Origin of the sequence: Mesorhizobium sp. ESP7-2, assembly GCF_020164715.1 — a bacterium.
Classification (GTDB): domain Bacteria; phylum Pseudomonadota; class Alphaproteobacteria; order Rhizobiales; family Rhizobiaceae; genus Mesorhizobium.
The window spans coordinates 259683-281558 of record NZ_JAIUGQ010000002.1; the positions used below are offsets into that span (position 1 = coordinate 259683).

Genomic DNA, 21876 nt, shown 5'->3' on the forward strand with positions numbered 1-21876 from the left:
TATCGATCGAATTTACAAGAACAACTGATTAGACGGGTCGATAGCTTTATTCTACTTTTTCAGGCGAAGTTAGAAAAAATTAGCCTGCAGGTCGCAGAGAACAAAATGATCGGGCGGTTCAGATCCCTGCTTGCGCATTGGACCCGGGGCATCCGACGGCGGTTGGCCGGTGATCGATATCACCCGGAAGAGCATTACATGCGCGGCCCCGGGCCGAAGACGCGAGCCAAATCCGCCGGCCGCGCGAGCAGCACAGGATGATGATGCAACGACCGCCGCGCGGCGCCAATTCAGCCCCTTCGCAACGTCCGCTTGCCGACACACGCGCGCCCGATGAAGGCGATGGTGTCGACACCTCGCCTGTTGTTTCCGACAGCATCGCCAAGACCACCTGCTACATGTGCGCCTGTCGCTGCGGCATCGACGTGCATATCAAGGACGGCAAGGTCCGCTACATCAACGGCAACAAGGATCATCCGGTCAATCGCGGCGTGATCTGCGGCAAGGGCAGCTCCGGCATCATGCAGCACTACAGCCCGGCCAGGCTGAAGAAACCATTGCTGCGCACCGGCCCGCGCGGCTCGGGCGATTTCCGCGAGATCGAGTGGGAGGAAGCCTTCTCGATCGCCACCGAGCGGCTGTCGAAGATCCGCCGGACCGATCCTAAAAAACTTGCCTTCTTCACCGGTCGTGACCAGTCGCAATCCTTGACGGGCTGGTGGGCGAGCCAGTTCGGCACGTCGAACTTTGCCGCCCATGGCGGCTTTTGTTCGGTGAATATGGCGGCCGGGGGCCTTTACACGATCGGCGGCTCGTTCTGGGAGTTCGGCGAGCCCGATTGGGACAACACGAAATACTTCATGCTGTTCGGCGTCGCCGAGGACCATGATTCCAATCCGATCAAGATCGGGCTGGGCAAGCTCAAGGCACGCGGCGCCAAGGTGGTGTCGATCAATCCGTGCCGGACCGGCTACAATGCGATCGCTGACGACTGGATCGGCATCCGGCCCGGCACGGACGGCCTGTTCGTGTTCGCGCTTATCCACGAACTCTTGAAGGCGGGTCGCGTCGACCTCGATTATCTGCTCCGCTACACCAACGCGCATGTCCTGGTCATTCAGGAACCTGGCGCGGCCGATGACGGGCTGTTCGTGCGCGACAGCGACGGCAATCCGCTGGCATGGGACAGAGTGGCGAAGCGTCCGGTGAGCGCCGCCGATGCCGACGCCAAACCGGCACTGACCGGCAGCTACGATGTCGATGGCCGCCGCTGCGTGCCGGTGTTCCAGCTCATTGCGGACCGCTATCTCGAGGAGAGGTACGCACCCGATGCGGTCGCGGAGCGTTGCGGCATCTCCGCCGGAACGATCCGCCGGATCGCCGCCGAACTTGCCCATGTCGCCTTCGAACAGGCGATCGAACTGCCGATCGCGTGGACCGACTGGGCAGGGCGCCGGCATGAGACCATCAAGGGACGGCCCGTTTCGATGCACGCGATGCGCGGCATCTCGGCCCATTCCAACGGCTTTCACACCTGCCGTGCCATCCATCTGCTGCAGGTGCTGCTGGGCACGGTGGATGTTCCCGGCGGCTTCCGCTTCAAGCCGCCGTACCCCAGGTCGGCGCCGCCAGGCCCGAAGCCCTGCGGCAAGGACGTAAGGCCGATGACGCCGCTCGACGGCATGCCGCTCGGTTTCGTTTGTGGACCCGACGATCTGCTGGTCGACGAAGCCGGCACGCCGCAGCGCATCGACAAGGCCTATTCCTGGGATTCGCCGCTTGCGGCGCACGGTTTGATGCACACCGTCATCCGCAATGCCTCGGCCGGCGATCCATACCCGATCGACACGCTGATGATGTACATGTCGAACATGGCCTGGAATTCCTCGATGAACACCGTCGAGACCATGGCCATGCTCACGGACCATGACGAGGCGGGCAATTACAGGATCCCCTTCATCATCTATTCCGACGCCTATTATTCCGAGACCGTGCCGTTCGCGGACCTCGTCCTGCCAGACACCACCTATCTCGAGCGTCATGACTGCATCAGCCTGCTCGACCGGCCGATCAGCCATGCCGACGGGCCGGGCGACGCCATTCGCCATCCCGTCGTCGAGCCCGACCGCGACGTCAGGCCGTTCCAGTCGGTGCTGATCGAACTCGGCGCGCGGCTCGGCTTGCCCGGCTTCGTCGATGACGACGGCTCGGCGAAGTACCGCGACTATGCCGACTACATCGTCAATCATGAACGCACGCCCGGCATCGGCCCGCTCGCCGGCTGGCGCGGCAAGGACGAAACCTCGATCGGCAAGGGCGACGTCAACCCCAACCAGTTGCAACGCTACATCGACAATGGCGGTTTCTGGCACCACGACTTCGCCGACGACCAGCGCTACTACAAGATGGCCAACCGCTCCTATCTCGATTTCGCGGTGCAACTGGGCTTCATCCCCCAGGCCGAGCCGATCGTCTTCCAGCTCTATTGCGAACCATTGCAACGCTTCCGCCTCGCCGCGCGCGGCCATGGTCCGGTGCAACCACCCGAGACAGAGCGCAACCGCATCGAGACCTACATGGACCCGCTGCCGTTCTGGTACGTGCCCTTCGAGGAAGCGGCCGTCGATCTGCAGAAATATCCGCTGCATGCGCTGACGCAGCGGCCGATGCACATGTACCATTCCTGGGGTTCGCAGAACGCGTGGTTGCGGCAGATCACCAGCCAGAACCGCCTGTTCGTACATCACCGGACGGCGGCCGGCCTCGGCCTAGCCGACGACGACTGGGTGTGGATCGAGAGCGTCAACGGCAAGGTGAAGGGGCAGATCAAGCTGGTCGACGGGGTGAACGAGAGCACGGTCTGGACCTGGAACGCGATCGGCAAAAGGCGCGGCAGCTGGGGGCTGAAGGACGATGCCGCCGAGAGCAATCGCGGCTTCCTGCTCAACCACATCATCGGTGACCAGACTTCTGCTGACGCCAGCGGCAAACGCTATTCGAATTCCGATCCGGTCACGGGACAAGCCGCGTGGTTCGATCTGCGCGTCCGCATCGTCAAATGCGCGGCTGAAGAGGCCGGCTTCACCGAACCGCAATTCGAGCGTTTTCACCAGCCGCTGCATTTCGAACCCTCGCCCGACAAGCTCACTTTCGGCGCCGGGTTCCGGCAGGCAAGAGAGGCGGCCGAATGACCTGTCTTCCCAGTCCAGGCGGCAAGAAGCTTGGCCTCGTCATCGACCTCGACACCTGTGTCGGCTGCCAGGCCTGCGTCACCGCCTGCAAGGAGTGGAACACCGGCGGCCACATGGCGCCGCTGACCGACATCCACCCTTATGGCAGCCATGTCGACGGGGTCTGGTTCAACCGCGTGCACAGCTACGAGCACATCACCGAGATGGGAGGGCGCACGGTGAACTTCCCGCGCTCCTGCCTGCATTGCGAGACGCCGGCCTGCGTCACCGTCTGCCCGACGGGCGCCTCCTACAAACGCGCCTCCGACGGCATCGTGCTGATCGACGAGGACAAGTGCATCGGTTGCAAACTGTGCAGCTGGGCCTGCCCTTACGGCGCGCGCGAGTTCGATACGGATGTCGGCGTGATGAAGAAATGCACGCTCTGCGTCGACCGCATCTACAACGACAATCTGGCCGAAGAGGACCGCGTGCCGGCCTGCGTCGCCGCCTGCCCGACCAGCGCCCGGCATTTCGGCGACCTCGGCGATCCCCAATCCCCCGTCTCGCAACTGGTGGCGGAGCGGGGCGGTGTCGACCTGATGCCCGAACTCGGCTATCACCCGACCAACAAATACCTGCCACCGCGCGCTCACACACAACGCGCCGCATCGGTGGCCGCTCCCGCGCTGGATCCGGTACAAGCCGAGGGCGGTTTTCTTGGCTGGGTCGACCGCATGCTTTCGAGCTGACCATCCATGCATCCAGCTTTTTCGGTCGTCTTCTTCACCACCGCCACGGGTGCCGGCTATGGGCTGCTCGCGCTGCTCGGCGTACTCGGCCCGCTCGGCTTCATCGCGCCCGATTTCTGGTTAGGCTTCGTCGGCATAGGACTGGCGCTCGGCCTGATCGCGGTCGGCCTGTTGTCGTCAACCGGCCATCTCGGCAGGCCTGAACGCGCCTGGCGGGCGTTCTCGCAATGGCGCAGTTCATGGCTGTCACGCGAAGGCGTCGCCTCGGTCGCCACCTTCATTCCCGCCGGCCTGTTCGGTGTGGGCTGGATCTTCCTTGGCCGGCTCGACGGCTGGGTGGCGGCCGCGGGGCTTCTGTCCACCTTCGGCGCCATCGCTACGGTCTGCATGACCGGCATGATCTATGCCTCGCTGAAGCCGATTGCGCAGTGGCACAGTCCCTATACCTTGCCCGGCTATCTTATCTTCTCGGCGATGAGCGGCTGCGTGCTAGTGAATGCCCTGCTGCAAGGCTTTGCGCTCGGCTCGACTATTCTCCTCGCCGCTTCCGTACTGCTCACCTTGCTTGGCTTGGGCTGGAAGCTGGCGACCTGGCGCCACAATGACCTGCTTGAAATCCAAACCAACGCCAACACCGCGACCGGGCTCGCCGGCGGGATGGTGCAATCCCTGGAATGGCCGCATACCGAGGAGAACTACCTGCTCAAGGAAATGGGCTTCCGCATCGCGCGCAAGCATAGCGCGAAGCTGCGCCGGATCGCGCAGGCACTGGCCTTCAGTTTGCCGATCCTGTTGCTGATCGCCGCCTTCGCCTTGCCGTGGCCGTTTGCGGCGTTGTTGTCGGCGCTCGCCGCGATCGTCCAGTTCGCCGGCATGCTGGTCGAGCGCTGGCTGTTCTTCGCCGAAGCGAAGCACACGGTCATGCTCTATTATGGACGATAGATCTCAGCCTGGCCGCAGCATCGAGCGGGAGATGGCGAAGATGCGGTCGGTGCCCAGCATGTAGGCCATCAACGATTCCAGCCGGAACAGGCCGGCATAGGCTTGGTCGAGGACGTTGAGCGAACCGGCATAGGCGCCGAAGGCCGGCATGATCATGCGGCCGCCGTCGCTGGCAAAGCAGCGCCGCCGCACCGAACGGCCTTGCTGCACGATGCGGGCGCAGGGATGCAGATGGCCCGATATTTCGCCTTCTACCCGCACCTTCGATGGCTCGTGCCGGAACAGCAGCGAACCTATGGCCAGTTCCCGCACGGTGTCGCCGGGCAGGTCCGCGGGTGCTTCGGGGTCATGATTGCCGGCGACCCAGAACCAGTCACGGCCTGCCATCAGCGCTTCCAGCCGTTCGCGAAAACTTTGATGCATGCGTTTGGCGCCGCCGCCGTCGTGAAAGGAGTCGCCCAGGCTGATGACGATCGAGGGCTGGTAGTCTGATATCACCGCCTGCAGCCGCAGCAGGGTCGTGCCGGTATCGTAGGGCGGGATCAGCGTGCCGCGCCTTGCCAGCGACGACCCCTTCTCCAGATGCAGGTCCGATACCGTCAGCAGCCTGAGACCGGGAAAATAGAGCACGCCGCGCGGATCGCAGACTGCGCGCTCGCCCGCGATGCCGACAAGGTCGGCCTCGCCGATCAGCGATGCGCGCGCCAGCGAAAAGTTCATTCGTCAACCATCCCCGGGCCCATGGCCTCTTCGACCAGCGTCGCCGCATCCATCAGCAGCGTTTCATCGGCCTCGCCATTGACCGGCATCTTGCCGATCTCGAGCATGATCGGCACGGCAAGCGGCGAAATCTGTTCGAGCGCCTTATGCATGATTCGACCCTGGATGCGCGAGAGCATGTCGGCAAGTCTGCTGACATCGAGCAGGCCGGTCGCCGCGTCGGCACGCGTCGCCTGAAGCAGGATGTGGTCCGGCTCATGGCTGCGCAGCACATCGTAGATCAGGTCGGTCGACACCGTGACCTGCCGGCCGCTCTTCTCCTGGCCGGGGTGGCGTTTTTCGATCAGGCCGGAGATCAGCGCGCAATTGCGGAAAGTGCGCTTGAGAAGCCAGCTGTCGGCCAGCCAGGCTTCGAGATCGTCGCCCAGCATATCCTGGTCGAACAGCGCGCCGAGCGACGGTTTCCTCGCTTTGAACATCGCGCCCATGTCGCCCAGTGACCATATGGCGAGCGCATAGTCGGTGGCGACGAAGCCGAGCGGCCTGGCGCCGGCCCTGTCGAGGCGACGGGTGAGCAGCATGCCCAGCGTCTGGTGCGCGAGCCTGCCCTCGAAGGGATAGGCGACCAGATAGTGGCGGTTGCCGCGCGGAAAGGTCTCGATCAGCAAATCGTCGCGCTTGGGCAGCATCGATTTGTCCGACTGGAACCGCAGCCAGTCGGCCACCTGCTCCGGCAGCTTCTTCCAGCGCTGCGGATCGTCCAGCATGATGCGGACCTGCTCGGCAAGGTAGGTCGAGAGCGGAAACTTGCCGCCGCCATAATAGGGCACCTTGGCGTCACTGCCCGGCGCGTTCGAGACGAAGCATTCATTTTCGCGGATGCCTTCGAAGCGCAGCACCTTGCCGGCGAACATGAAGGTATCGCCATGTGTCAAGGTTTCGAGGAACGCCTCCTCGATCTTGCCGAGCACGCGGCCGCCGTGCGACGCCGAGCCTTTGCTGCCGGCCTTGACGTAACGGACGTTGAGCGCCGGCACCTCGATGATGGTGCCGACATTCAGCCTGTATTGCTGGGCGACACGCGGATTGGATACGCGCCACAGTCCATCCTTGTTCAGGCGGATGCGTGCATAGCGCTCGTAATTCTTCAGCGCGTAACCGCCGGTGGCGACGAAATCGACGACGCGGTCGAATGTCGGACGATCGAGGCCGGTATAGGGTGCCGCCGTTCGCACCTCTTCATACAGGTCATCGGCGCGGAATGGCGCCCCGCAGGCACAACCCAGGACATGCTGGGCCAGCACGTCGAGCCCGCCATCGACCAGCGGCGGCGTATCCTGCGCGCCGAGATAATTGGCGTCGAGCGCGGCCCGGCATTCCAGCACCTCGAAACGGTTGGCGGGGATCAGGATCGCCTTCGACGGCTCATCCATGCGGTGGTTGGCACGGCCGATGCGCTGCGCCAGCCGGCTGGCGCCCTTCGGCGCACCGACATGCACGACCAGATCGACATCGCCCCAGTCGATGCCGAGATCGAGCGTCGAGGTGGCGACGATGGCGCGCAGCGCGTTCTCGCCCATCGCCTTCTCGACGCGCCGGCGCTGGGCGACATCGAGCGAGCCGTGATGCAGGGCGATCGGCAAGGTGTCCTCGTTGACCCGCCACAACTCCTGGAACAGCAGCTCCGCCTGGCTGCGTGTGTTGACGAACAGCAAGGTCGTCTTGTGGCGCTTGATCTCGCGGTAGATTTCCGGCGTGGCGTAGCGCGCCGAGTGCCCCGCCCAAGGTACCCGCTCCTCGGAATCGAGGATCGAGATTTCGGGCTTCGCGCCGCCCGTCACAATGATCAATTCCGCCATGCCACCCGGCGGGTTCTGGCTGACCAGCCAGCGCCGCAATTCGTCCGGCTCGGCCACAGTCGCCGACAGCCCGATCGTCTGAAGGCCAGGGACAAAGCTGCGCAGTCGCGCCAGCCCAAGCGCCAGCAGATGGCCGCGCTTCGATGTCACCAGCGAATGCAATTCGTCGAGCACGACATAGCGCAGATCCTCGAAGAAGCGTCTGGCATCGCCTGCCGCGATCAGCAGCGCCAGTTGCTCGGGCGTGGTGAGCAGGATATCGGGCGGCGCAAGTTTCTGGCGCTGGCGCTTGTGGGCGGGGGTGTCGCCGGTGCGTGTTTCGATGGACACGGGCAGGCCGATCTCCTCGACCGGCTTGCCGAGATTGCGCTCGATGTCGACGGCCAGTGCCTTCAACGGCGAAATGTACAGCGTGTGGATGCCGCGCCGCGCCTGGCCTGGTTTTCGCCTTGGCCTGACGGCCAGTTCGGTCAGCGACGGCAGGAAGCCGGCCAGCGTCTTGCCGGCGCCGGTCGGCGCGATCAACAGCACCGATTGCCCGGCTTGGGCCTTCGCCAGGAGTTCGATCTGATGGGCGCGCGGCGACCAGCCTTTCTCGCCGAACCATTTTACGAATGGCTCGGGCAGGACGACGGCGGCATTCTGGTCGGCGAGGCGAGGCAGCTCGGTCACGCGTCAGAGGTAGCGCGGCGGCAGGCAATCGCCAAGCGGAATCGGAACAAAAGGGGACCGAAAAGCCTTACGGGCGCCGGAACCCCGTCGGCGCGCCATAGAGATAGCCGATGCGGGCGATGGCTTCCTTCAGCCCTTCGCGCGACACAAGCATGGTGTGGCCGTTGGCGTGGATCATGGTTTCGGCGTCGGTCATGATGGCGACGTGACCTTTCCAGAACACCAGGTCACCGCGTCGCAGCCCCGAAAAATCAGGACCCGGCTGAAGCGGCTCGCCGATCGAAGCGGCCTGCATGTCGGTATCGCGCAACACCTCCCTGCCGGCCATGCGCATGGCCAGTTGCACCAGGCCGGAGCAATCGATGCCGAAGCCGGAAACACCGCCCCACAGATAGGGCGTGCCGAGAAACGTCTCGGCCACGGACACATAGTCGCCAGCCACTTCGCCGATCGGCCGCAGATGGCCAGCGATCATGGCTTCACCGGAGGGCAGCAGCGCATAGTGCGTGCCGCGTGTTTCGGCGGCACCCGTCACGGTTGTCGTCGATCCCATCGACAGTTGCCCGGCGATCGGAAAGCGCAGATCCGGGCCGGGATAAAGGAATGTGCGCGGCACCGAGACGATATGGGTCGACGCATGGTCCCGCCTGCCCAGCATAACGTCGGCGACATAGCCGACATAGCCGTCTCGCTCGGTCTGGATCCAGGCCCAGCCTTCTCTATCCTCGAAAACCAGGACATCGTCGCCGAACAGAGCTTGCGTGTTGATGCCCGAATCCAGCGTCGGCGCCTTGCGGATATCGGCCACCGGGACCGAAATCCGCGCTGGCCGACCCGCTACGAAACGGTCGGCAACGACCTCTCCTTTCAACCTGGCATCGGCCAGATCGGAGCGGAAGGCATGAAGGCGTGCGTCGTGGGCGGTCAAATCGGCAACCTTGTTGAATGGGCACTACAGTCAGATCGGCAGGTCGTGGGCCTTGGCAATGATACCATCGCCGAAGCGCTCGACAAATAGCGCGCCTTCGACGGTGCGCTTGATCAGGACATTGCGCTTGTCGAGCTCGTCGCGATGGCGCGACACCAGTTTCAGCGCGCCCATCGTGTCGAGCGCGCGCGTGATGACCGGCTTGGTGACGTTGAGGCGGGCGGCAAGCCCGCGTACGGTGTGCGGCGGCGGATCGAGATAGATGGTGAACAGGATCGCCGTCTGGCGCATGGTGAGATCAGGCGCGTCCTCGCGAACCTGCGACAGCATCACCTGCTGCCACAGTCGCAAGGCTTGGCTCGGGCGCATCGCAATCGACATCGCGCCATGATGACGGCAAATTGTTTCGGTTCCGTTTCAGTTTCTGCAATTTGCCGGCTCTGCTTGCGCATCAGCCATGGCGCGTCGAGATGATCCGCTCCAGCGCCCGAATCCCTTGCGCCTCGCCACCGGCGGGGCCGTAGGGGCGATCGGCGGGGTTCCAGGCGAAGATGTCGAAATGCGCCCAGCTTGCCGACTTTTCGACGAAGCGCTTGAGGAACAGCGCTGCGGTGATCGAGCCGGCGAAACCATCCGTGGTAACGTTGTTGATGTCGGCGATCTTCGACGACAATTTCGCATCGTAGGGCCGCCATAGCGGCATGCGCCACAGCGGATCCTCGACTGCCAGCGATGCCGCTGCCAGCTCCGAGGCAAGCGCCTCGTCATCGGTGTAGAAGGGCGGCAGGTCGGGGCCAAGCGCGACGCGGGCTGCTCCGGTCAGGGTCGCCATGTCGATCAGAAGCCGCGGTTCCTCCTCGTCGGCCAGCGCCAGCGCATCGCCCAGCACCAGCCTCCCTTCCGCGTCCGTATTGCCGATCTCGACCGAGATGCCCTTTCGGCTCGCCAGCACGTCGCCCGGGCGAAAGGCGTTGCCGGCAATCGAATTCTCGACCGCGGGGATCAGCACCCGCAGCCGCACCTTGAGCCCAGCCGCCATGATCATCGAGGCCAGGCCAAGCACATTGGCCGCGCCGCCCATGTCCTTCTTCATCAGCAGCATGCCCGAAGAAGGCTTGATGTCGAGGCCGCCCGTGTCGAAGCAGACACCCTTGCCGACCAGCGTCACCTTCGGCGCGCCTTGCTGCCCCCATGTCATGTCGATCAGGCGCGGCGCATCGGACGAGGCGCGACCCACGGCGTGAACCATCGGGAAATTCTGTGTGAGCAGGTCGTCGCCCTTGATGACGGAGACTTCGGCCTTGTGGGTCCCAGCCAGGGTCCGCACCGCCCTCTCCAGATCGTCCGGCCCCATGTCACTGGTCGGCGTGTTGACAAGGTCGCGAGCCAGGAAGACGCCATCGGCTATACTACGAACACGTTTTGCGTCGGCGCCGGCAGGCAGGTCGAAGCGCAGCGCCTTGCCCGGCTTCTTGCCGTAACGGGTAAAGACATAACCGCCGAGCGCCAGCGCGATCGCCGCGAGTTCAGGCTCGGCCGGGACCGAGGCGAAGTGCCAGTCGCCTTCCGGCAGAGTTTTCGACAGCGAGCCCAGACCGAGCGCGCCTTCACCCTCGCCAATGCCAAACAAGGCGCCGGCGAGTGCCCCGTTCTCACCAGGCACGACCAGCGTCTTGCCGGCCTCGCCGGAAAAGCCGTTTGCCTTGGCCCAGGCGACAATGGACGGCGACAGACCGGCCGCGTCCAGCCCGTCCCTGGCGACCAGATGGATCGGCAGCGGGTTCTTCAGCTTGTTCTCGACCAGTTCCACGGACATCAGATGTTTCTCCTGCCGGGCTCGCCCGAGTCGGCGCTTCTTAACCCTCCGTTAGGGTTAACAGAATATTTCTGCTGGAGGGAAGATGGCCACGCAATGGCCACACGCATGAATGGAGGCCCAGGGTGCCGATGCCGACCAACCGCACGATAAACATCCGGGGAAAGCGGCTCATCACCACGGCATTCACGCTGGCGCTCGCGGCAGGTGTCGCGGGATGCGCAACCGACAAGCTCACCACTGGCTCGATCGGACGCACCAGCGGCAAGCCGCTGGAGACGATGTCGGCGGGAGAACTGCACAATGCCACCGCAGCACTCGGCCAATCCTACGCCAGGAGCCCCAACGACAAGCGCATCGCGACCAACTTCGCGGCCGCGCTGCAGATGGATGGCGATGCCGACCAGTCGCTCGCCGTGATGCGCAAGCTGGCGATCGCCTATCCCAAGGACCGCGACGTACTCGCCGCCTACGGCAAGGCACTGGCCGCCAACGGCCAGTTCGAGGCGGCGCTCGATGCGGTGCGCCGCGCACAGACGCCGGAATATCCCGACTGGAGGCTGGTCTCCGCCGAAGGCGCCATACTTGACCAGCTCAACCAGAAGGATGAAGCGCGCCAGCTTTACCGCAAGGCCCTCGAACTCAAGCCCAATGAGCCTTCGATCCTTTCCAATCTCGGCATGTCCTATGTGCTGGAAGGGGATCTGCGCACCGCCGAGACCTATATGCGGTCGGCCGCCCAGCAGTCGAACGCCGATAGTCGAGTGCGCCAGAACCTGGCGCTCGTCGTCGGACTGCAGGGCCGTTTCGACGAAGCCGAAAAGATCGCCTCGCAGGAACTTTCGCCCGATCAGGCACAGGCCAACGTCGCCTATCTCAGGCAGATGCTGGCCCAGCAGAACGCCTGGAGCCAGCTGAAGGATCAGGACAAGGCGAAACCGGCGAAAACCGCCACCAACTGATTGCCGCGCGCTTACCCGCAAATCGTAAAAAGCCGCGCTCGATTGCAGCCCGGCTTTTTGTTTCTGCGGAAGGACTCTGGGTTGGTTTACTGGCTGGTCGACGCCGCCGCCCCGGAATGATCGCCGAAGATGCCGCGCTGGCTGACCTGGATGCCCGCCGGCCCCAGGATGATGGCGAACAGCACCGGCAGGAAGAACAAGATCATCGGCACGGTGAGTTTGGGCGGCAGGGCGGCCGCCTTTTTCTCGGCGGCGTTCATGCGCATGTCGCGGCTTTCCGCGGCAAGCACGCGCAGCGCGTGCGCCACCGGCGTGCCGTAGCGCTCGGCCTGGACAAGCGCCTGCGATACCGACTTGACCGATTCCAGCCCCGTGCGACTGGCCAGGTTTTCATAAGCCTGCTTGCGCTCCTGCAGATAGGAGAGCTCGGCATTGGTCAGGATGAATTCTTCCGCCAGGGCCACCGACTGCGCGCCGATCTCGTCGGCGACCTTGCGCAGTGCGGCTTCCACCGACATACCGGATTCCACGCAGATCAGCATCAGGTCGAGCGCATCCGGCCACGCCATCTGGATCGACTGCTTGCGCTTGGTCGCACGGTTGTTGACGTAGAGGACCGGCGTGTAGAAGCCGCCATAGGCAACCAGGATGCATACGAACAGCCGGACCACCAACGGCTTGTCGGGCAATCCTCCGAGCACGAAAATATAGATCAGACCGAGCGCGAAGCCGACAAAAGGAAGCACCAGGCGGAAGAACAGAAAACGCGTCAGCGGGTTCTGTCCGCGAAAGCCGGCAACCTTGAGCTTCTGCAAGGTGGCCTCGTCGGCCAACGCACGCCGTAGATCGAGCCGGTCGACAATGTTGCGCATGCCGACCGACTGTTGCTCGCGCAGACCCTTGCGGCGGCGATCGGCCTCGGTCGCTAGCCGCGCGCGCTGCTTGGCGCGAAGCTCATCACGCTCCAGCGCGACCGACTTCATGCGCGCCTTGAGCGGGTTTCCGCCAAACGCCGGCAGCAGCGTAAAGACGGTTGCGAACACGGCGATGGCAACCAGCAGCGCAATCAGGAAGCTGGGATCCGTCAGTGATTTGATGGCTTGTTCGGTCATGCCACGGCCCTAGACTTCAAAGTTCATCATCTTGCGCATCACGAAGATGCCGATCGACATCCAGACGGCGGCGAAACCGAGTATCAAATGGCCGACGCTGGTCGTGAACAGCGGCATCAGATAGTTGGGACTGGAGAGATAGACGAGAAAGGCGACGATGAAAGGCAAGGCGCCGATGATGGCGGCGGACGCTTTCGCTTCCATCGACAGGGCCGCGACCTTGGCCTTCATCTTCTTGCGGTCGCGCAACACGCGCGAAAGGTTGCCCAGCGCCTCGGAGAGATTGCCGCCGGCCTGCGACTGGATCTGGATGACGATGCCGAAGAAACTCGCCTCTGTGCATGGCATGGTTTCGGGCATGCGCAAGGTCGCGTCGGGGATCGACATTCCCATCTGCTGCGAATCGACTATCCGGCGAAACTCGGTCTTCACGGGCTCAGGCGATTCATTGGCGATCAGGCGTATGGCGTCGTTCAGCGGCAGGCCGGACTTGACCGCCCGCACGATGATGTCGAGCGCATTTGGAAATTCGTTGAGGAATGCCTTGACGCGGCGAATGCGACGAAAAGAAACGAACCAACGCGGCAGGCCGAGCGCTCCGGCGAGCAGCACGCCCGGCAAGACAATCATCGGCGCACCAGCCACGAACGCGACGATTGCCAGCGCGAGGCCGCATATGGCCGAATAGATATAGAACCGCTCGATCGGCACCTTCATCCCAGCCTGGCGAAGCTGGGCTTTCAGCGGCGGCTTCTTGACGGCGTTGTCCTTGGTCTTCTGCTTCTCGTCGAGTTCCTTCAGCGAATCCTGCACCGATTTACGGCGCTTGGCCGCGTCCGCCGCGCGGTCGCGCGTCGCCTTGACGACAGAACGGTCCGTCTCGGCGGCCTTGATCGTTTCAAGCCGCTTTCCGGCCTGTTTGTCATTGCTGATCTGGGTGAACAGGAATGCATAGGCGACCGCGCCGGCGCTGAAGCCGGCGAGCACGACAAACGCCAATACGGTGCCGTCAATTCCAAACATCGACCAGAACCTTCACGCCTGCGGATGCGTCAGTCAGCACGTTTCTCCATAGCCTCGAGCGCTGTGGCGAGACGCTGCTCCTCGCCATAGTATCGAGCCCGCTCCCAGAAATGGGGGCGGCCGATGCCGGTCGAGACGTGCTCACCCAGTAGCCTGCCGTTGGCGTCCTCGCCCTTGATGTTGTAGAGGACGATATCCTGCGTGATGATGACGTCGCCCTCCATCCCGATCACTTCGGTGATATGGGTGATGCGGCGCGATCCATCGCGCAGGCGCGCCGCCTGGATGATCACGTCGATGGAGCCGACGACGATTTCGCGCACCGTTTTCTGCGGCAGCGAATAGCCGCCCATGGCGATCATGGATTCGATACGGTTCAGGCATTCGCGCGGGCTGTTGGAGTGGATCGTCCCCATCGAGCCGTCATGGCCGGTATTCATCGCCTGCAGAAGGTCGAAGACCTCGGGTCCGCGCACTTCGCCGACGATGATGCGTTCGGGCCGCATGCGCAGGCAGTTCTTGACCAGGTCGCGCATCGTCACCTCGCCCTCGCCCTCGAGGTTGGGCGGACGCGTTTCCAGGCGCACGACATGCGGCTGCTGCAGCTGCAGTTCAGCCGAATCCTCGCAGGTGATGACGCGCTCGTCACGGTCGATGTAGTTGGTCAGGCAGTTGAGCAACGTCGTCTTGCCGGAGCCGGTGCCGCCCGAGATGACGATGTTGCAGCGAACACGGCCGATGATCTTGAGAACTTCGGCTCCTTGCGGGGAGATGGCGCCGAACTTGACCAGCTGATCCAGCGTCAGCTTGTCCTTCTTGAATTTGCGGATGGTGAGCGCGGTGCCGTCGATGGCCAGCGGCGGCGCAATGACGTTGACGCGCGACCCGTCGGGAAGACGGGCGTCGCAGATCGGGCTGGATTCGTCGACGCGGCGGCCGACCTGGCTGACGATGCGCTGGCAGATGTTGAGCAGCTGCTGGTTGTCGCGGAAGCGGATGCTGGTCTGTTCGACCTTGCCGTTGACTTCGATGTAGACGTTCTTGGACCCGTTGACCATGATGTCGGCGATGTCGTCGCGCGCGAGCAACGGCTCGAGCGGCCCATAGCCAAGCACGTCATTGCAGATGTCCTCGAGCAGTTCTTCCTGCTCGGCGATCGACATCGCGAAGTTCTTGATCGCGATGATGTCGTTGACGATGTCGCGGATTTCCTCGCGGGCGGTTTCGGGATCGAGCTTGGCGAGTTGAGACAGGTCGATCGTATCGATGAGGGCCGAGAAAACCTGGCTCTTGGTATCGTAGTAGGTTTCGCTCTTTTCGCGGCCTTTCCTTGGTTCCGGCGCCATCGGCGGCGCCTCGACCGCGCGCCTGGCGGGCGGCGCGACAGGCGCGCTCGGCTGAGGCGTGGCCGCGGGCCGGGCAAGAACCGCGGTGTCCGCCGAAACCGCGGCGGCCGGCGCGACCGGTGCCGGCTGGCGAAATTCCGGCGTGAACCGGTTGCCGTCGTCGTTGCCTCTTTTACCGAACATGACCGACTACCGACCCCATTGCGTCACTTCTTGTTGCGCGAGAGCTTGCCGAGCAGACTGCCCAGGCCAGCTTTCTTTTTCGCCCGGATTTCGCTGCGGCCGGTCAGCACATGAGCAATTTCGTTGATGGTGGCCACAACCGGGTTCTTGGCATCCATCTCGCCCAGCATGCGTCCGTTGTTCGCGGCATTGCCGAACAGCACGGGATCAAAGCCGATGACCGACATCGGTGTCAGGCCGAGCGGCTCGGCGAAATCGGATGGCGATATCTCCGGCCGCTTGGGCACGCCGGCCTGGTTGATGATCAATTTCGGCGGCGGGTCGTTCGGGCGAAGCCGCTTCAACATGTCGACCAGGTTCTTGGTGTTGCGCAGATTGGCCAGTTCCGGCGTTGCCGTGATGACGATCTCGTCGGCCTTGACCAGCGTGTTCTTGGCCCACCCGGTCCAGATATGGGGAACGTCGAGCACAAGGAGCGGCACGCTGCGCTGCGCGGTATCGACAAGTTGCACGAAGGCATCGGGATCGAAATCGTATACGCGTTCCAGCGTCGAGGGCGCCGCGAGCAGCGACAGATGCTCGGCGCATTGGGTCAGCAGCCGGTCGAGATAGACTTCGTCGATGCGCTCGGGCGAGAACACAGCCTCGGCGATGCCCTGCGCCGGATCCTGATCGAAATTGATGTTGGCGGTGCCGAAGGCGAGATCGAGGTCGGCCACAACGACCTCGGATTTGAACAGGGAGGACATTGCCCAGGCGACATTGTGGGCGATCGTGGAAGAACCGACGCCGCCCTTGGCGCCGACGAAGGCGACCGAGCGGCCGAGCGGTTCAGCTTCCGGATCGACGAAGATCGACGACACGACACTGACGACGTCGGCCATCGACACCGGCGCGATGACATATTCCGAGATGCCGGAGCGGATGAGTTCGCGATAGAGACCAACGTCGTTGTAGTGGCCGATCACCACCACTTTCGAGGATGGATCGCAATATTCCGAGAGCTGGGCGAGTTGCTCCAGCAGTTGCTTGGGTTCGCTGCGTGATTCCAGCAGAATCAGGTTCGGTGTCGGCGCCGACTGGTAGAACTCGATGGCGGTGGGAACACCGCCCATATGAACCTTGAGATGCGCCTTGGTCATGCGGCGGTCCTCGCCGGCGCGCTGGACCGGATTGGCAACGCCCTCCGTTTCGCAGAATGCCTGGATCGAAATACGTGGAACCGGCCGCAACGCCTGCATCGCGGCGACGTCCTGCAGCGAGGTATCACCGCCCTCCACGGTGGCGTCATAGGCAAGGTTGCTCATGGTCATGCTCTTTCCGTGGCCTGTTCGTGGCGTCGCTTCTTTCCGAGGGCGGCTTAGTAAGTCACTTCCGAGTTGCCGAGGAATTCAGTCGAAATGCCCCTGCTTCGGTACACGTCTATAACCGCACCACGATTTTCCGCGTCGATGGTGGTCTGCTTGCGGGGCCCGAGAAGATCATTTGGATTGGCCATCTGGGCGGCAAGATTGTTCTGGTAGGAGCAGCCGAAGTCGGCGTAGTGCTTGTTCTCAGACGTTTCCACCAGGTCAGCGGGCCAGCGTCCGCATTTGTCGGTCTGTGCCCTCACCGCGATATAAGAGACGCGAACGGGGGCCGATGCCTCGCTCGATCCAGCCTGATAGGGGACCACGACGATCCGGTTGCGCTTGACGCCGGCGGCGACCGCGAGCCGGGCGAAATCACGGCCGGCCGCTGTCGCGGCGACCTCATTGGCCGACCCGCTTGGAACCTGGATCGTCAATGCCGGAGCCGCGCTCTTGTCGTAGCCATCGAGGAAGCCAAGAAGCGTGTCGCGCTGCGAGCCGGTCATGCCACGGTCGCCGGCGCCGACAGGAAGATCGATCTTCTGGTTCTTCTCCGCGATGACGATCGGATGATTGGTGCGATAGTCATCGGGGATGGCGCCGACGGTAACGCTGTCGCGCTGGGCACAACCGGCCAGCAGAGCCGACAGCGCCACCGCCATGATCGGAAGCGCCCGCAGGCTCCGAGAACGGCCGGAGCACATCGCCATGGTCCTTGCCTTCAATGCTGACTGAGACATGTGTGCTTTCCCGTTCACTTGTAGATGAAGCCGACAACGCCGTGATAGCGGCCGTTGGGCCTGTCGGTCTGCATGGTGCCGTAGACGCGATTGACACGCCCAAGAAACATGCCGGCGCCGTCGCTCGGCGGGTTGAAATTGTCGTCCGGCTTGGCGAGATCATTGCGTGCTACCGGCCGAGCCAGATAGGGCGTGATGATGATGACGAGCTCGCTTTCGTTGCGGACGAAGTCCCTGCTGCGGAAGAGCGCACCAAGGACGGGAATCTTTGTCAACCCGGGCAAGCCGTTGACGGCCTGCCTGACATCGTCGCGAACCAAGCCGGCGATCATCATGGAACCGCCTGAGGGCAGTTCGACCGTCGTATCGGCAAGGCGCTTGCGCAGCGATAGGAGATTCGTACCTGGGCTCGTCACACCATTGGAAAGCGGCACGGATCCTTCAGTCGTTGGCTCCGAAACCGAGGTTCTGACCTTCAGGCTGATGCGGCCGGGAGACAGCACGACCGGCTGGAATTCCAGGCCGATGCCATACTCGATCTTGTCGATGGAATAGGTTGTCAGGCCAGTCTGGTTGTCGGTGGATACGTTCTGGGAGACCCCGGTCACCATGTTGTATTCGCCACCGACCTTGAAGGTCGCCTTCTCGCCGGATACGGCGGTCAAGGTCGGCTCAGCCAGCGTCTTCATGACCCCGGACTCCTCCATGGCGTTGATATAGGCCATCAGTGCCGAGTTGCCGATGCTGAGACCTGAATGCGACAGCTGCTTACCCAATCCCGAGAAATTGTCGCTGATCGCACCATAGCTGATGCCATTGCTGCCGCCGTTGCCGATCAAGTTGACGCCGAGCTGCTTCATCACGGAACGGCTGACTTCGGCCACTGTCACCTTGAGCGTTACCTGATCGTCGCCGATGATCTGCAAGAGATTGACAATTTTCGAGGTACGGCGCTGCTGGTCCGGGTTGTTGATGTCGACGCCGCTCTGGGCCGAGCCGCCGGCAGCGGTCTGCGAATATTGTCCTGTCGTCGCTTCACCGCCGGAGACGAAGATCGTCGCCAGGTCGACGGCGCGTTTCGCGTCAAGCGGCGTGTCGACGGTGCCGGTCAGGATAACGTTATCATTCAGCAGTTCCACCTTGACGGCCGAGGTCGGAAGGAAGCGCTTGATATAATCCTCCAGGCCGGCGACGTCGCGCTCGATGGCCAGGTCCAGGCTGGCGATCTGTTCGCCGTTCGGCCCAAAGACGAAGATGTTGGTTTCGCCGACGGCCTTGCCGAAGAGGTAGATACGCCTTGCGGTCCGGGTCACCGCGTCGGCAACGGAGGGGTTGGCGACAAGAATGTCATAGGCATCGCTCGGCAGGTCTATGACCACCGACTTGTTGAGGCCGAGCTTGACGCGCTGGGTGGCTGTCGTAGCCGATACCTGCGTGCTCTTCGCCTCGACGCCCTGCACATTCGCTCCAACGAGCAGCAGGCCGAATGCCGTGGCGACGATTGCCGGCAGTTTAGCGATTAGCCTCATTTCCTTGCCCCTACTTCGGAGACTTCGCCCGACTTGATCAATCTCACTGTCCCCTTGCGGCCATTGCCGGAAACGAGATAGTCGGCCTCGCCCACATTCTTTTCCTGGGTGTCCGTAATCGCCCGCAGCGCCAGTGTCAGGCGATCCGCCATCTGCTGGGCGACGGTGATGATCTCCGCCTGTTTGGGCGTCAGCTCCAACGTGGCTGTCTGGCCCACCTTGGTCTTCTTGCCCTCCTCGTCCTCCTGGATGGTCTGGTCGATTGCCAGGACGCGGATATTCTTGAGGATGGTCTCGGTGTTGAAGCCGGCGCCGCCGCTGTTGGCATCGGCCCTGCGGGTCATGATGACGTCGACGAAATCGTTTGGAAGAATGAAGCCGCCGGCCGAAGTGTCCGCCGATATCGTCGTTGCGACCGCCCGCATGCCGGAAGGCAGGATGGACGACATGAAGCTTTGTCCCTCGCCGATCAGCTTGGAGCGCCGCACGGGCTCGCCCGCATACATCGCCACGCGGGCAATCGACCCCTTCAGTTTCTCCAAAGCGTCGGGGGCGGTGGCCTTGGTGATGAAATTCGCGTTGATGCCGTCAGCGGGCCAGGATTGCCAGGTTATGTTGTTCTCGAGCGCGTTGCCCATTGCGACATCGCCCGAGAGCACAAGCACGTCCTGCAGGGACACCGCGGGCGCCTGTGGGCCAGCATCGACGACGACCTGGGGCGGCGGAGCGACCATGTTTTTCGCGACATAGCCGGCACCGCCCGCCGCGGCCACCGCCACGCTCAGAATAATCAATCGGGATGCTGGCATCTGTCCGAACCCTCGCCCTTGGCAAACCACCTAGCCAAGCCGGACTTTGCAGCGGCAATCGTCAAAACAAGGTTAATGCAATGCTTACGATCGTGATTAATTTAAGGTTTATATAAATTAGAATGGATCGCGCCGCGAGGCGCGGAAAAGCTGGGCTGCCGCTCCGCAAAGCCGGCGTCCAAGGCATGTCAGCCGAAGAAATTTAATGAATTCAGCTCGCCAGCCTTGCCAGCGCCCACACCATCAAAGGCGAATCCGGGTAGGTCAGCAGGCCACCCAGGCCCAGCGCGATCCCGTAGGGAACACCGGCTGACTCTTCCGCAAAATGACGCAGGAATGGATTGCGTCCGGTGAAAACCGCCAGCGGCGATTTCCGGTAAAGCAGGATCGCGATTGTCAGAAGGCCGCCGATGATTGTCGAGGCGACAAGATATTCGACGAGATTTACGTTGAACCCCATCCAAACGGCCGTGGCTGCCAGCAGCTTGGCATCGCCACCGCCCATGCCACCCAAGGCGAACAGACCGAACGTCACGGCCAGGACGATGGCGCCGGCGGCGAAATGCCAGCCGTAGGCCGCCCATTCCATGCCCGTCAGCGGCGCCACCAGCGTGAAGACGACGACAAGCAGCACCGGCACGCGATTGGCGATCGTCATCGACAGCATGTCGGAAATCGCGGCAAACAGCATGCAGAACGGAAAGACGACGAAGATCAGGGCTTCAAGCATCGGCGATTGTGCCTATTGTGCGGATTCCACAGAAACTCAATCTAGGCTGGTTCGATTAACGATTGATGAGGTCCGTAGTGAAAAGACGACCGTTTCCGCTGCGCCCCCCGAGACAGGTAAAACAAAACGGGGCCGCCCTGGGGCGGCCCCTGTCCAGAATGCAATCCGAGCGATCAGCAATAAGCAGATTAGCTACCGCTGCTGTTCAGCGTGCTTCCGATCGAAGTGAACTTGGCGTTGATGGCATTGCCGAGTGCGCCGGCGCCAGTGATGATGGCGAGCGCGATGAGAGCGGCGATCAGACCATATTCGATAGCGGTCGCGCCGGATTCGTCCTTCACGAAACGTGCAAAAAGGTTAGACATTCGAGAGCTCCTACTCCACGTGTTACAGCACTTCCGTCAACTTCTGTGATGGTTGATCGGATGCTGCCAATCTAGGGAGAAGCTCTTTCGATCGGCTTAATAAACAGCCTTACCGATTCCTTTCCCGGCTCGAACCAAGTGCGTGGTTAACTCCATACTAAGCGCTGGCTAATATCCCGTTTCGCGGGGAAACGCCGTAAAAGGCAAGGGCTTGGGAAAGCTTGAGACCACTGCGTGGATCCGGCCATGCGGGCAGCCATGCCGACCACTACATACGGCGGCGACGAGCCGACTTAACCGTTGGTTCACCAATCTCGTTCATGTTCCGTTGAACAGTCCGCTTGCGTGGAGCGCCTTGATGGCCGTGCCGAGATCCTCAATCCTGATTGCCGCGCTTCTTGCCGCCGCCAGCTCGATTACACCCGCCAGGGCTGGCGCCGACATCGAGGTCACCATGAATCAGGCCAAGATCGTGAAACTGTCACGCCCCGCCGACACGATCGTCGTGGGCAACCCGGCAATCGCCGATGCTTCCGTCCAGGATGCCTCGACGGTCGTGCTCACCGGCAAGGGTTTCGGTGTCACCAATCTCGTCGTTCTCGACCAGGACGGCAGCCCGATCGTCGACGCACAGGTAACCGTGGTCCGCCAGGCGGCCTCGTCGGTTCGCATTTACCGGCGCGCGGAAGTCCAGACCATGTCGTGCACGCCCTATTGCGAAAGCTCCTACAAGAGCGAGGCGGAGAAATCGTCCGAAGCCGAGATGAGCGCCAGCAAATAGGTTGCACGGAGCGCGCCATGGCCCAGGTTACCGCCTGGTTAAAACGCCCGCGCCGACTTTAACGATCATTCAAACCGGACCTCAATTG

General features: G+C 62.8%; 19 protein-coding genes. 5 read left to right on the plus strand and 14 right to left on the minus strand.

Annotation, left to right across the window (positions count from 1 at the left end; all coding sequences use genetic code 11):
- Positions 1-260: 260 nt before the first annotated feature.
- The 3 genes from LB543_RS03540 to LB543_RS03550 are packed head-to-tail and all read left to right on the plus strand — an operon-like array spanning position 261 to position 4864.
- Positions 261-3191, plus strand: a complete 2931-nt coding sequence (locus tag LB543_RS03540; protein ID WP_224613132.1) for a molybdopterin oxidoreductase family protein — start codon at positions 261-263, stop codon at positions 3189-3191.
- Positions 3188-3922 carry a 4Fe-4S dicluster domain-containing protein gene (locus tag LB543_RS03545; RefSeq protein WP_224613073.1) on the plus strand — a complete coding sequence of 245 codons (735 nt, stop codon included), beginning with the start codon at positions 3188-3190 and terminating at the stop codon, positions 3920-3922. The genes LB543_RS03540 and LB543_RS03545 overlap by 4 nt, the downstream gene beginning before the upstream one ends.
- 6 nt (positions 3923-3928) lie before the next feature.
- Positions 3929-4864, plus strand: coding sequence for a dimethyl sulfoxide reductase anchor subunit family protein (locus tag LB543_RS03550; RefSeq protein WP_224613074.1), 936 nt, complete (start codon positions 3929-3931; stop codon positions 4862-4864).
- A gap of 3 nt (positions 4865-4867) precedes the next feature.
- On the opposite strand, the gene pdeM is transcribed toward LB543_RS03550, so the two are convergent.
- From pdeM to LB543_RS03575, 5 genes are all read right to left on the minus strand, one after another.
- Positions 4868-5584: a ligase-associated DNA damage response endonuclease PdeM gene (gene pdeM / locus LB543_RS03555; protein WP_224613075.1), complete on the minus strand. Its 717-nt coding sequence runs from the start codon at positions 5582-5584 to the stop codon at positions 4868-4870.
- Positions 5581-8115, minus strand: coding sequence for a ligase-associated DNA damage response DEXH box helicase (locus tag LB543_RS03560; RefSeq protein WP_140811351.1), 2535 nt, complete (start codon positions 8113-8115; stop codon positions 5581-5583). The genes pdeM and LB543_RS03560 overlap by 4 nt, the downstream gene beginning before the upstream one ends.
- 67 nt (positions 8116-8182) lie before the next feature.
- Entirely contained in the window at positions 8183-9043 is an 861-nt protein-coding gene (locus tag LB543_RS03565; protein WP_224613076.1) for an NlpC/P60 family protein, read from the minus strand.
- 30 nt (positions 9044-9073) lie between these two features.
- Complete coding sequence (locus LB543_RS03570; protein ID WP_140507608.1) at positions 9074-9424, minus strand: MarR family winged helix-turn-helix transcriptional regulator; 351 nt, start codon at positions 9422-9424, stop codon at positions 9074-9076.
- 70 nt (positions 9425-9494) lie between these two features.
- Positions 9495-10859 (minus strand): leucyl aminopeptidase family protein, encoded by a 1365-nt coding sequence (locus LB543_RS03575; RefSeq protein WP_224613077.1) that lies wholly within the window; start codon positions 10857-10859, stop codon positions 9495-9497.
- A 131-nt stretch (positions 10860-10990) separates the two neighbouring features.
- On the opposite strand from LB543_RS03575, the gene LB543_RS03580 reads away from it, so the two are divergent.
- Positions 10991-11821, plus strand: a complete 831-nt coding sequence (locus tag LB543_RS03580) for a tetratricopeptide repeat protein (protein ID WP_224613133.1) — start codon at positions 10991-10993, stop codon at positions 11819-11821.
- An 86-nt stretch (positions 11822-11907) separates the two neighbouring features.
- Here LB543_RS03580 and LB543_RS03585 read toward each other — a convergent pair whose 3' ends face one another.
- From LB543_RS03585 to LB543_RS03625, 9 genes are all read right to left on the minus strand, one after another.
- Positions 11908-12933, minus strand: a complete 1026-nt coding sequence (locus tag LB543_RS03585) for a type II secretion system F family protein (protein ID WP_140757851.1) — start codon at positions 12931-12933, stop codon at positions 11908-11910.
- Between the two features lie 9 nt (positions 12934-12942).
- Entirely contained in the window at positions 12943-13956 is a 1014-nt protein-coding gene (locus LB543_RS03590) for a type II secretion system F family protein (protein ID WP_224613078.1), read from the minus strand.
- Between the two features lie 29 nt (positions 13957-13985).
- Positions 13986-15485, minus strand: a complete 1500-nt coding sequence (locus LB543_RS03595) for a CpaF family protein (protein WP_224613079.1) — start codon at positions 15483-15485, stop codon at positions 13986-13988.
- A 23-nt stretch (positions 15486-15508) separates the two neighbouring features.
- On the minus strand, positions 15509-16798 hold the full coding sequence (locus LB543_RS03600) for a CpaE family protein (protein WP_224594046.1): 1290 nt from the start codon (positions 16796-16798) through the stop codon (positions 15509-15511).
- Positions 16799-16845: 47 nt separating this feature from the next.
- Positions 16846-17574 (minus strand): CpaD family pilus assembly protein, encoded by a 729-nt coding sequence (locus tag LB543_RS03605; protein ID WP_140757855.1) that lies wholly within the window; start codon positions 17572-17574, stop codon positions 16846-16848.
- A 14-nt stretch (positions 17575-17588) separates the two neighbouring features.
- Positions 17589-19103: a type II and III secretion system protein family protein gene (locus LB543_RS03610; RefSeq protein WP_224613080.1), complete on the minus strand. Its 1515-nt coding sequence runs from the start codon at positions 19101-19103 to the stop codon at positions 17589-17591.
- A complete protein-coding gene (cpaB, locus tag LB543_RS03615; protein ID WP_140757857.1) occupies positions 19100-19912 on the minus strand; it encodes a Flp pilus assembly protein CpaB in 813 nt (270 codons plus the stop codon). Before cpaB ends, LB543_RS03610 begins: the two co-directional genes overlap by 4 nt.
- A gap of 211 nt (positions 19913-20123) precedes the next feature.
- Positions 20124-20642: a prepilin peptidase gene (locus LB543_RS03620; protein ID WP_224613081.1), complete on the minus strand. Its 519-nt coding sequence runs from the start codon at positions 20640-20642 to the stop codon at positions 20124-20126.
- A gap of 188 nt (positions 20643-20830) precedes the next feature.
- Positions 20831-21007, minus strand: a complete 177-nt coding sequence (locus tag LB543_RS03625; RefSeq protein WP_056569967.1) for a Flp family type IVb pilin — start codon at positions 21005-21007, stop codon at positions 20831-20833.
- Between the two features lie 358 nt (positions 21008-21365).
- Here LB543_RS03625 and LB543_RS03630 point away from each other — a divergent pair, with 358 nt between their 5' ends.
- Complete coding sequence (locus LB543_RS03630; RefSeq protein ID WP_140757859.1) at positions 21366-21788, plus strand: pilus assembly protein N-terminal domain-containing protein; 423 nt, start codon at positions 21366-21368, stop codon at positions 21786-21788.
- Positions 21789-21876: the final 88 nt, after the last annotated feature.

Excerpts from the sequence above, each read along its gene's own strand:
- LB543_RS03545 (WP_224613073.1), top strand. The coding sequence starts at position 3,188 with ATGACCTGTCTTCCCAGTCCAGGCGGCAAGAAGCTTGGCCTCGTCATC.
- LB543_RS03595 (WP_224613079.1), bottom strand. The coding sequence starts at position 15,485 with ATGTTCGGTAAAAGAGGCAACGACGACGGCAACCGGTTCACGCCGGAA.
- cpaB (WP_140757857.1), bottom strand. The coding sequence starts at position 19,912 with ATGCCAGCATCCCGATTGATTATTCTGAGCGTGGCGGTGGCCGCGGCG.
- pdeM (WP_224613075.1), bottom strand. The coding sequence starts at position 5,584 with ATGAACTTTTCGCTGGCGCGCGCATCGCTGATCGGCGAGGCCGACCTT.
- LB543_RS03575 (WP_224613077.1), bottom strand. The coding sequence starts at position 10,859 with ATGTCCGTGGAACTGGTCGAGAACAAGCTGAAGAACCCGCTGCCGATC.
- LB543_RS03620 (WP_224613081.1), bottom strand. The coding sequence starts at position 20,642 with ATGCTTGAAGCCCTGATCTTCGTCGTCTTTCCGTTCTGCATGCTGTTT.
- LB543_RS03625 (WP_056569967.1), bottom strand. The coding sequence starts at position 21,007 with ATGTCTAACCTTTTTGCACGTTTCGTGAAGGACGAATCCGGCGCGACC.
- LB543_RS03540 (WP_224613132.1), top strand. The coding sequence starts at position 261 with ATGATGCAACGACCGCCGCGCGGCGCCAATTCAGCCCCTTCGCAACGT.
- LB543_RS03585 (WP_140757851.1), bottom strand. The coding sequence starts at position 12,933 with ATGACCGAACAAGCCATCAAATCACTGACGGATCCCAGCTTCCTGATT.
- LB543_RS03630 (WP_140757859.1), top strand. The coding sequence starts at position 21,366 with ATGGCCGTGCCGAGATCCTCAATCCTGATTGCCGCGCTTCTTGCCGCC.
- LB543_RS03580 (WP_224613133.1), top strand. The coding sequence starts at position 10,991 with ATGCCGACCAACCGCACGATAAACATCCGGGGAAAGCGGCTCATCACC.
- LB543_RS03570 (WP_140507608.1), bottom strand. The coding sequence starts at position 9,424 with ATGTCGATTGCGATGCGCCCGAGCCAAGCCTTGCGACTGTGGCAGCAG.
- LB543_RS03590 (WP_224613078.1), bottom strand. The coding sequence starts at position 13,956 with ATGTTTGGAATTGACGGCACCGTATTGGCGTTTGTCGTGCTCGCCGGC.
- LB543_RS03600 (WP_224594046.1), bottom strand. The coding sequence starts at position 16,798 with ATGACCATGAGCAACCTTGCCTATGACGCCACCGTGGAGGGCGGTGAT.
- LB543_RS03605 (WP_140757855.1), bottom strand. The coding sequence starts at position 17,574 with ATGTCTCAGTCAGCATTGAAGGCAAGGACCATGGCGATGTGCTCCGGC.
- LB543_RS03550 (WP_224613074.1), top strand. The coding sequence starts at position 3,929 with ATGCATCCAGCTTTTTCGGTCGTCTTCTTCACCACCGCCACGGGTGCC.
- LB543_RS03610 (WP_224613080.1), bottom strand. The coding sequence starts at position 19,103 with ATGAGGCTAATCGCTAAACTGCCGGCAATCGTCGCCACGGCATTCGGC.